Origin of the sequence: Alteromonas sp. ASW11-130, from assembly GCF_026183735.1 — a bacterium.
GTDB lineage: Bacteria > Pseudomonadota > Gammaproteobacteria > Enterobacterales > Alteromonadaceae > Alteromonas.
Window position 1 is genome coordinate 89,975 of the sequence record NZ_JAPFRE010000019.1, and the last position, 10,442, is coordinate 100,416.

General features: G+C 46.3%; 9 protein-coding genes. All 9 read right to left on the minus strand.

Features of this window, described 5'->3' with window-relative positions:
* Positions 1 to 67: 67 nt before the first annotated feature.
* A complete protein-coding gene (gene lpxC, locus OPS28_RS07360; RefSeq protein ID WP_265608809.1) occupies positions 68 to 979 on the minus strand; it encodes a UDP-3-O-acyl-N-acetylglucosamine deacetylase in 912 nt (303 codons plus the stop codon).
* Positions 980 to 1,131: 152 nt separating this feature from the next.
* Positions 1,132 to 2,295 (minus strand): cell division protein FtsZ, encoded by a 1,164-nt coding sequence (gene ftsZ / locus OPS28_RS07365; RefSeq protein WP_265608810.1) that lies wholly within the window; start codon positions 2,293 to 2,295, stop codon positions 1,132 to 1,134.
* 107 nt (positions 2,296 to 2,402) lie between these two features.
* Positions 2,403 to 3,632 (minus strand): cell division protein FtsA, encoded by a 1,230-nt coding sequence (ftsA, locus tag OPS28_RS07370; protein ID WP_265608811.1) that lies wholly within the window; start codon positions 3,630 to 3,632, stop codon positions 2,403 to 2,405.
* Positions 3,633 to 3,639: 7 nt separating this feature from the next.
* The gene (locus OPS28_RS07375; RefSeq protein WP_265608812.1) at positions 3,640 to 4,380 is read right to left on the minus strand and encodes a cell division protein FtsQ/DivIB; all 741 of its coding nucleotides are present in this window, start codon (positions 4,378 to 4,380) and stop codon (positions 3,640 to 3,642) included.
* Entirely contained in the window at positions 4,380 to 5,351 is a 972-nt protein-coding gene (locus OPS28_RS07380) for a D-alanine--D-alanine ligase (RefSeq protein WP_265608813.1), read from the minus strand. Before OPS28_RS07380 ends, OPS28_RS07375 begins: the two co-directional genes overlap by 1 nt.
* Positions 5,348 to 6,790 carry a UDP-N-acetylmuramate--L-alanine ligase gene (gene murC, locus OPS28_RS07385; protein ID WP_442863975.1) on the minus strand — a complete coding sequence of 481 codons (1,443 nt, stop codon included), beginning with the start codon at positions 6,788 to 6,790 and terminating at the stop codon, positions 5,348 to 5,350. Before murC ends, OPS28_RS07380 begins: the two co-directional genes overlap by 4 nt.
* Positions 6,790 to 7,863: an undecaprenyldiphospho-muramoylpentapeptide beta-N-acetylglucosaminyltransferase gene (gene murG, locus OPS28_RS07390; RefSeq protein ID WP_265608815.1), complete on the minus strand. Its 1,074-nt coding sequence runs from the start codon at positions 7,861 to 7,863 to the stop codon at positions 6,790 to 6,792. Before murG ends, murC begins: the two co-directional genes overlap by 1 nt.
* Positions 7,856 to 9,133: a cell division protein FtsW gene (gene ftsW, locus OPS28_RS07395; protein ID WP_265608816.1), complete on the minus strand. Its 1,278-nt coding sequence runs from the start codon at positions 9,131 to 9,133 to the stop codon at positions 7,856 to 7,858. Before ftsW ends, murG begins: the two co-directional genes overlap by 8 nt.
* A complete protein-coding gene (gene murD / locus OPS28_RS07400; protein ID WP_265608817.1) occupies positions 9,130 to 10,437 on the minus strand; it encodes a UDP-N-acetylmuramoyl-L-alanine--D-glutamate ligase in 1,308 nt (435 codons plus the stop codon). Before murD ends, ftsW begins: the two co-directional genes overlap by 4 nt.
* Positions 10,438 to 10,442 lie beyond the last annotated feature (5 nt).

The window sequence follows — 10,442 nt, forward strand, 5'->3', positions numbered from 1 at the left end:
AAGCCGCCTTTCAAGGCGGCTTTTTACTTTTTACTTTTTACTTTTCACTTTTCAATAACTTATTCATCTACGCTAAGACGGGTGAAGCGTAACGAATGGGAACTTCATCCTGATTTTCATAAGTGACAAATTCCCAGCTATCCTTGTCATTTAAAACAGCGTTCAGAAGTTTATTATTTAAACCATGTCCGCTTTTAAACGCCTTAAGCTCACCAATAATACTGTGACCACCCAAGTACAGGTCGCCCACTGCATCGAGAATCTTATGCTTAAGAAATTCATCTTCGTAACGTAAACCTTCGGGGTTCAAAATACGAAACTCATCCAATGCCACAGCATTTTCCATACTGCCACCTAAAGCCAGATTATTTGCGTTCATGTACTCTAGGTCACGCATGAAGCCAAAAGTTCGCGCCCGGCTTACTTCATTTACATATGAACAGGAATCAAAATCCATAACCATATGCTGGCGCGTCTGACTGATGACCGGATGATCAAATTCGATACGAAAATCTACACGGAAGCCATCATGCGGACGTAATTCCGCCCACTTATCGTCTTCGGTTACTTTTACCGCCTTTTTGATCCGAATAAAACGTTTAGGCGCGTTCAATTCTTCAATTCCGGCAGATTGTAGTAAAAATACAAACGGACTGGCACTGCCATCCATAATGGGCAGTTCGTTGCTATCAACCTCAACAATAATATTGTCTATACCCAGCCCCGCTAATGCGGACGCTAAGTGTTCTACGGTGTGAATGCTAACACCATCCTCGTTATTCACACACGTACATAACATGGTATTTCCTACGGCATTAGCGCGCGCAGGAATATCTACATGAGGGTGCAGGTCGATACGTCTGAACACAATTCCTGTGTTGGCAGGCGCAGGCCGGAGAGTCATGGTGACCTTCTCCCCTTTATGTAGACCAATTCCAGTTTCTTGAACTGAATGTTTAATTGTACGTTGCTTAATCATTTTGTTTGTTGCTTTTTACCTGTTCCAAAAGCGGCCGCGAATTATAGTGAGTGATTACCCACTTGTCAAAAAATTACAATTCTTAGCTAAGTAATGGCAAACCATCAACTTTTGACAACAAAACCGTGTAAAAATTCCTCGTTTTGTGAATATTAATCAGCTTGCTTGCGTAAAAACGCAGGTATATCTAAGTATTCAAGATCGTTGCCAGGTTGCGCTTCATCTTCAACTTTTAACGCTTGATTACCGTCTGTACCCCCTACACTGCGCGATTCGTTAACTGAACTTACCCCGAACTCGCGGGCAGAATTAGTCAAACGCGCACCTTCAGAACTTACTAAAGAAATATCAGGCTTTCGTTCTGCGCCAATACCTGTGGCAACCACTGTTACACGAATCTCATCAGCCAGTTCCATATCGATAACCGTACCCACAACTACCGTCGCATTTTCAGAGGCAAATGCTTTAACCGCATTACCCACCGTCTCAAACTCGTCAATCGCAAAATCTGGCCCGCAGGTAATATTTACTAGAATACCACGTGCGCCTGACAGATCGATGTCTTCAAGTAGGGGACAGGCAATAGCAGACTCGGCCGCTTCTTCCGCGCGGTCTGGACCAGAGGCCGCACCGCTACCCATCATTGCTGTACCCATTTCAGACATAACTGTTTTAACATCTGCGAAGTCGACATTGATAAGACCCGGACGCGTAATTAGCTCAGCAATACCTTGCACCGCACCGCGCAACACATCGTTGGCTGCACTGAACGCTTGTAATAGCGGAGTACCAGGGCCCATTACTTTAAGCAGCTTCTCGTTAGGTATAGTGATCAATGAATCAACGTGCTTAGATAATTCCACGATACCTTGATCAGCAAACGCTGTACGCTTTTTCCCTTCAAACGGGAAAGGCTTGGTAACAACAGCTACCGTAAGAATACCCATTTCGCGAGCGATTCTGGCAACTTCAGGCGCAGCACCCGTACCCGTTCCACCGCCCATTCCGGCTGTAATGAACACCATATCAGCCCCGTCGAGTGACTGACGAATCGTTTCACGGTCTTCCTGCGCGGCATCGCGTCCGATATTAGGATCCGCGCCAGCGCCTAAACCTTTAGTTACGTTAGAACCTATTTGCAATGTGACGTCTGCGCTAGAGCTTCGTAGCACCTGCGCGTCAGTATTAACTGCAATAAACTCTACTCCTTCAATGCTTTGAGACACCATGTGTTCAATTGCATTGCCGCCACCGCCGCCAACGCCGATGACTTTGATTACGGCTTCTTCGCCGTGACTATCCATTAATTCAAACATACTTACTCTCCGGATTTGTACGTCTTACCACACTAAGTCATTTCACAAACTGCCGGTTTGATGCCTCCTTGCTAACCGTTATGTCCTGACTTTAGCGCCCCTAAAAATTAAAATTCACCTTTAAACCAGCTTTGGACACGGTTGATGAATGAATCGCCGTTTTTCTGCTTGCTGACTTTTTTATTTTCTGTTTGCATCTTTCCATAGTGGAGCAGACCCACTGCGGTAGCAAAACCAGCGTCATCTGTGTATTCAGACAACCCTTTTACATTTAATGGCTTCCCTACTCTAACAGGCATTTGGAATAATTCTTCAGCAAATTCTACTGCTCCTTCCATCTTCGCTGTTCCACCCGTTAGTACTAATCCTGCGGCAATCTGTTCTTCAAAACCACTGGCACGAATTTCATCGTGCACTAATTCGAACAGTTCCTGATAGCGAGGTTCAATCACTTCTGCCAGAGTATGGCGCGACATTGCTCGCGCGGGCCTACCACCTACACTGGGTACCTCGATATTTTCTTCCATACTCACCATATCTTTTAATGCGCAGGCGTAATTAACCTTAATATCTTCAGCATTACTAATGGGAGTGCGGAAAATTTTTGCAATATCACTGGTTATCTGATTACCGGCTACTGGGATAACGGCGGTATGACGGATTGCACCATCTGTGTAAATAACGATATCCATGGTCCCTCCTCCGATATCCACTACACATACACCTAACTCACGCTCATCATCCGTTAACACTGCATAGCTGGAAGCCAATGCTGAAAAAATAATTTGGTCAACATTTAGCTCACAACGTTCAATACATTTTGTCAGATTTTTCGCCATATCATCAGCACACGTAATAATATGTGCGTCGGCTTCCATTCTTACCCCTGACATGCCAACTGGATTTTTAATCCCTTCCTGCACGTCAATAGTAAACTCCTGAGGTAACACGTGCAGTAATCTGCGTTCCGCTGCAATTGGCACTGAACGCGCCGCGTGAATAACATTATCCACGTCGTCCTGTGTCACTTCCTGGTTATTTATCGGCACCATGCCATTTTCATTCTGACATTTAACATGGCGGCCACTGATAGACATAAATACCGACGACACACGACAATCCGCCATCAGCTCCATCTCGTTTACGGCACGTTGCACAGACTTAACCACTAAATTCAAATCGTTTACGCCGCCCTTATCCATGCCTTTGGCAGCATGGGTACCGACTCCAACAATACTGATTTGATCGTCGTTTACCAACTCGCCTACCACCGCCTTAACCTGGCTGGTGCCAATATCAAGCCCTACGATTAAATTACGTTCAGTCGGTTTCGACATGGTAATACTAACTCTCTTCTTTATTGTTGTTTTCTGTTTCATCAACCCAACCTACTGCCAGGCCTGTGTCATATCTGAGATCTACATAGCGCACTTGCTTTGGCTGTTTGGCCAGAAGCGGATAAATATCTACAAATCGCTGTAACCGATCAATAAACTCTTGTCTTCCTAAATTGAGCTGAACATCATTATTCAGTTCAACCTGCCACGCAAACCGTTCACTTAATGACAATTCGCGTATCGAAATTCCCATTGTGACTAGCAGCGATTGCATAGCGTTATAGCCTTCCAATGCTGTTTTTTCACTGCCACCTGGGCCAAATAATTTTGGTAAAACTAATCCTTCACCAGCGGCGTTGAACGTCTCCCCGTAAGGATTCAGTAGCATGTCATCATTCCATTGGGCTACTGGAATTTGTTCGACCAAATATATTTTCAATTTATTGGGCCATTGCTTGCGCACCGAGGCCCGGTAAATCCAAGGCTGAGCTTCAACAAGCTGATAAACTTCATTCACATCCAACGAGAAAAAGCTACCAGGTTGCGATCTGCGTATAAGCTTTTCCAGTTTGACTACATCCACGTGTTTATAGTCACCGGAAAAATCTACTACCTGCACCGGCATGCGCTGCTCATCTTGCAACCACTCGTACGTTTTAATCCCCGCTGCCACCATACCTGTTAGCACCAGCAGAAGAAACACCACGCCTGACCAAAATTGCACAGATTTGGTGTTAAGTTTTATCATTAACGCCAGTCCACTTTGTCTGCAGTGGCCTCTGGCATACTGGTTGCCAATATCGCCATGCATAGCTCGTCAAAATCCAACCCAGCCTGCTTTGCCGCTTTGGGTACCAGACTCTTTTGTGTCATACCTGGTACTGTATTCGCTTCCAATAAATAAAACTGGCCAAGTTTGTCTTGCATAATATCAACCCGCCCCCAGCCCCGCGCCGATAACGATCTGAATGCTCGGGTGGAAAGCGTTGCCAATTCCGCTTCTTTTTCCGAATCCAACCCGCTCGGGCAAAAATATTGCGTTGTATTATCCTGATATTTGGCAGAATAATCATAAAAAGTATGGGGGGTAGACATGCGAATAGAAGGTAACGACTGGCCCTGCAGTATACTGACGGTAAATTCGGCACCTTCTATGTATTGCTCTAGCAGGACTTGGTTATCATATTTAAACGCGTCCTGAATAGCTGCTTCGAGCTGCGCTGCACTTGTCACTCTGGCCATGCCGATACTCGAACCTTCACGAGCGGGCTTGACCATTACCTCATCCCCCAACTGACGCATTATAACGCCGCATGATCCAGCTTCAAAGTAGGATTTGTCAGCAATTTGATATTTTGCGGTTGGCAAGTTCAAACATTGCCAAATTTGCTTGGTATGGATTTTATCCATACACAAGGCTGAGCCCAATACGCCGCTGCCGGTATAGGGGATCTTTAACAGTTCCAATGCCCCTTGTAAGGTGCCATCTTCTCCCCCACGGCCATGCAACATAATCACCACCCGATCTGTTTTTTCAGTCAGTAACTCGGTGATTGGCTTCTTAGCCGGGTCAAATTCAAACGCATCTACTCCCTGGCGCTGTAATGCACTAAGTACAGCTTTACCTGAATTGAGTGAAACTTCACGCTCGGCAGACTCGCCGCCAAACATAACGGCTACACGACCATATTCCGATGCAGAGTAAGACAGCCAACTCATTCTGTCTCTCCTCGCAATACTGCAGGTTCTAGTTTACTGGCTGCCAATTGCTGCGCTATCTGCCCAATATTACCCGCGCCCTGAGTCATCACGATGTCACCATCTTGCACAACATTCGCCAAAATATCGGCTAACTTATTCGGGTTACCAATGTAAATAGGCTCTACCTGTCCCCGCAGCCGAATTGAACGGCACAAACTCTTACTATCCGCCCCTTCGATGGGGTCTTCGTTTGCCGCATACACATCCAGCATCAGCAACACATCCACCCCCGACAACACCTCCACAAAATCTTCGTAGAGGTCTCGCGTACGCGAAAACCGATGTGGCTGATAAATCATAACAAGGCGGTTGTCCGGCCAATTGGCGCGAGCAGCCGCAATAGTTGCTTTCACTTCTGTAGGGTGGTGGCCATAGTCATCCACCAAAGTGACATTGCCGACTGTTGTAGTAAACTGACCTAACATTTCAAAGCGGCGACCAATGCCACCAAAGTGCGCTAAGGCTTTAACAATAGCTTCATCATCAATACCTTCTTCGGTTGCGACGGCAATCGCCGCTAATGCATTGAGTACATTATGTTCACCTGTTAAATTCAACGTGACCTGCAAATTGGTATGACCTTTACGAATAACTTCGAACTTTGCCTGGCCAAAGCTTAACGAAACATTAACACCCTGCACATCGTTAGACGCGTTGAATCCATAACTGATAATACTGCGGCCAATATCTTCCCGGATAGATTGAATATTCTCATCATCGCCACACACAATAGCCTGGCCGTAGAACGGCAGATTATGCAGGAACTCAAGATAGGTCTCTTTCATTCTTGAAAAATCACCATCGTAAGTATCCATATGATCCGCTTCGATATTAGTCACTACCGAAACAATAGGCTGTAAGTGTAGAAAGGAAGCATCACTTTCGTCCGCTTCTGCAATCAAATAAGATCCTCTACCCAATCGCGCGTTCGTTCCCGCACTATTAAGCAGCCCTCCAATTACGAATGTGGGGTCAAGCCCTGCTTCGGCGAAAATTGTCGCAATTAAACTGGTTGTGGTGGTTTTACCGTGAGTACCGGCTACCGCGATGCCATGGCGAAAACGCATTAATTCTGCCAGCATTTCGGCACGCCGAATAATGGGAATACGATTTTCCCGGGCAAATTGAATCTCAGGGTTCTTTTCATTAATAGCGCTAGAAACGACGATCACATCTGCCGCTTCTACATTTACCTGACTATGGCCCTGGTAAATAGTCGCACCCAGCTCTTGAAGTCGCGTGGTCATGCTATTTTGCTGAATATCAGAACCGGCTACCTTGTAGCCTTCATTCAGAAGAACCTCAGCAATACCGCCCATGCCTGCCCCTCCAATGCCAATAAAGAAAATGTTTTTCACCTTCTTTTTCTGGGGATTTTGGAAATCGGCTGCCATAATCATGCTGCGTTCTCCAAGATAAGTTCACACTCGCGCACCACTTTTTCGGTGGCATTTGGCATAGCGTGTTCACGCGCTTGCTTTGCTACTTTTACGCAGGCATCAGGGTCATTTAACCAAAGCTTAACTGCCGCACCAAGATTGTCTTCAAGTTGGGCTTGCGGGATCATGACGGCCGCCTGGTGGTCTACCAAAGACAATGCATTGCGGGTTTGATGGTCATCGACAGCATGGGGAAGGGGAACGAATATTGCCGCTCGGCCAGCTGCGGCCACCTCAGCTACTGTCAATGCGCCAGCTCTACATATAATCATATCCGCCCATTCATACGCACTTGCCATGTCTTCAATAAATTCTGAAACTTTCACTTCACCTTCGCTATCTTTATATGCTTCACTTACTTCTTCAGCGTTGCCCTTACCGCATTGATGCCAGATTGTTAAACCTCGCAATTTTTTGCACGTCTTGGGAACAGTGATGTTTAACGCGCGAGCGCCTAAGCTTCCACCTACCACTAATAATCGCATAGGTTGATTTACTGACTCTTTTTTGCTGGATGCAACGAATGCCTCCCGTACTGGATTACCCACAGTAACACAACGTTCGGGGGCGTACTTGAATGCCGACTTCACTTCGTCAAAACCAAGTAATATTTTTCTCGCCAAACGGCCTAACATGCGGTTCGTTAATCCCGCTCTTGCGTTTTGTTCGTGAATTAGCAAGGGAATACCCGCCAGCCAGCCGGCAACTCCGCCCGGCCCACTCGCATAGCCGCCAAAACCGATAATTAGATTGGGGGAAATACTTTTCACTATTCGTCGTGCAGCCACAATGCTTTTAATTAAATCGATAACGCCCATGAGCCGCACGAACAGCCCCTTGCCGCGTAATCCCCTCACTTTTACAAAATGAAGCGGAAAACCATTTGCTGGCACGACCTGTGCTTCCATTCTTTCTTCTGTTCCCAGCCAGTCAACGTGCCACCCTCTGTCTCGCAACGCATGGGCCACTGCTAAGGCAGGAAAAACATGTCCGCCGGTTCCGCCAGCCATAATTAAACACTTCTTACTCATGGGAAGCCTCCGCTGACACAGAAGACAACATGGCTTTTAATTTTTGTTTGGCGTCTTTCTGCTTCTGACGGCGATCACTTTTTGCTTTAATCTTTCGATCAAGGGCCTGCACACCTTCAACCCGTAGTTCAAAATCAATTCTCAGTAAAATCGCCGTCGCAATGGTCATAATAATAATACTTGAACCGCCATAGCTGACTAACGGCAAGGTTAATCCCTTGGTCGGTAAGATTCCGGCGCTAGCACCAATATTAACCGCAGTTTGAAAACTAAACCATAGCCCTATGCTATAGGCCAGATAGCCTTCAAAAGGACGACTTTTTAACAGCGCTTTATTGCCGATTTGTAACGCGCGCATGGCCAGCCAGAAAGTCAGCATCAATACTGAGACTACACCTATAAAGCCGAGTTCTTCCGCAAGAATCGCCATGACAAAGTCGTTATGTGCTTCAGGTAAAAATTCTAACTTTTGCAGGCTGTTACCTAACCCTTGACCAAACCAGTTACCACGTCCATAAGCCATAAGCGACTGAGTTAACTGATAACCTGTACCGAAGGGATCGGCCCAGGGGTCTAGAAACGACGTCACTCTGCGCAAGCGGTACTCTTCGAACACGATGAGGGCTACCACCGCCATTAAGCCTACAAATACCAAAGCGAAGAACTGCCAAAGCTTTGCTCCAGCAAGAAATAATAGGCCAATAGTAGTCGCAAACATCACCACGACGGTTCCCAAATCAGGTTGCGCAAGCAGCAAAATTGCCAGAACAAAAAACACCACCAGCGGCTTGATGAAGCCCTTTAAATTTTCGGTGACTTCTTCATATCTTCGGACCAGATAACCCGCCAGGTAAGCAAAGAAAAAGAGTTTAGCCGGTTCCGCCGCCTGAATCGTGATAGGCCCAATGACCAACCAGCGCGTACTTCCGTTCACATTGCGTCCGATTAATAAAACAGCGATGAGTAAACCGATCGCCAGTAATAATAAATAGGGATTACTGAAGTGCCAAAAACGCATGGGTAATTGCAATACGACCATTGCTGCTATTAGCGCAATGATGATGTAGATACCATGTTTAATAGCGATATGAAAAGGCGCATCATAGAGTTTCGCCGACACAGGCATTGAAGCAGACGTGACAATTATCAACCCAATCGACATCAAGGCAAGGGCAACTATCACCAACCCAATATCATAGGGACTATTATGGTCACCCGAACCATGGCGAGCATTGAAAAGTGAAACCAGACTGGTGGCTTTGTCGCTCATGCCACCACCTGCCGAATTGATTCATCAAAGACCTTGGCGCGGTGCTCGTAATTATCAAACATGTCCAGGCTTGCACACGCTGGCGAAAGTAACACGATGTCATCTTGGCAGGCTAATTCATGGGCAGTCTGAACCGCTTCGAACATAGACGCAACGTGAGTTGAACAAGGCGTGAGTGAAGCGATTTGTTTACCGTCTTTTCCCAGCGTAATAAGGTAATCTACAAATTGTTCTATCGCAGGTTTTAAAGCAGTAAGATCAGCACCTTTGCCGTCACCCCCGGCGATGAGGATAAGTTTGCCTGATTTTATCGCCCCAATACCAGTAATAGCAGCTTGCGTGGCACCTACATTGGTTGCTTTTGAATCATCAATCCAGCTAACGCCATTGTGCAAGGCAATTTGCGTACAACGATGCGGTGCGGGTATAAAGCTGTACACCGCTTCTGCGGCTTCATCGCGCGGTAAACCGATAGTTTTGGCCAATCCTAACGCAGCTTGTACATTCAAGATATTGTGCGCGCCCACTAAAGGTAATTTAGCTATTTCAAGCAATGGCTCTGCTTCGTATGTGATCCAGCCTTTATCGACTGCAAATCCTTCCGTGCTGGCATCCACCCCAATCGTAGTGACGGGGATAGAACTATCTATCGGATACGTTTCTGGATGACCTCGCCACACTACTGCCTGCTTACAATGGGTAAAGATTTTTTGTTTGGCTTGCAAGTAGGCAGACATGGTTTTATGCCGATCCAAGTGATCGTCGGACAAATTTAACAGCGCGGCAGCGTCTAATTTTAGCGAGTGGGTAGATTCCAATTGAAAACTGGAAAGTTCAAGTACCACATAGTCATATGTATTTTGTGCGATCTCCAGAACGGGCTTACCTACATTCCCTGCCGCGACAGTATTTAATCCGCACACTTTTAGAATGTGTGTCAGAAGGAGTGTTACTGTAGTCTTACCATTCGACCCCGTTATTCCCACTAGCTTACTGGAGCTGATACGGGCGAATAACTCAATATCACCTAAGATTTCGACGTTTGAAGCACGGGCCTGTTGAATCGCGGGATGGGCTAAATCGATACCCGGACTGACTACCAGCACATCAACATTTACCCAATAACTAGCTGAGGGCATGCCGAGCTCTACCGGTTCAGTCACATCCTGTGGTATAAGCAAATTTGCTCTGGTATCCCACACTTTTAACATAGCATCGAACTGACGTAAAAAACGCAACGTAGCCTGACCGGTCTTACCCAGTCCTGCTACAACTACCGTTTTGTTAGTCAATTCGTTCAACATTTCTC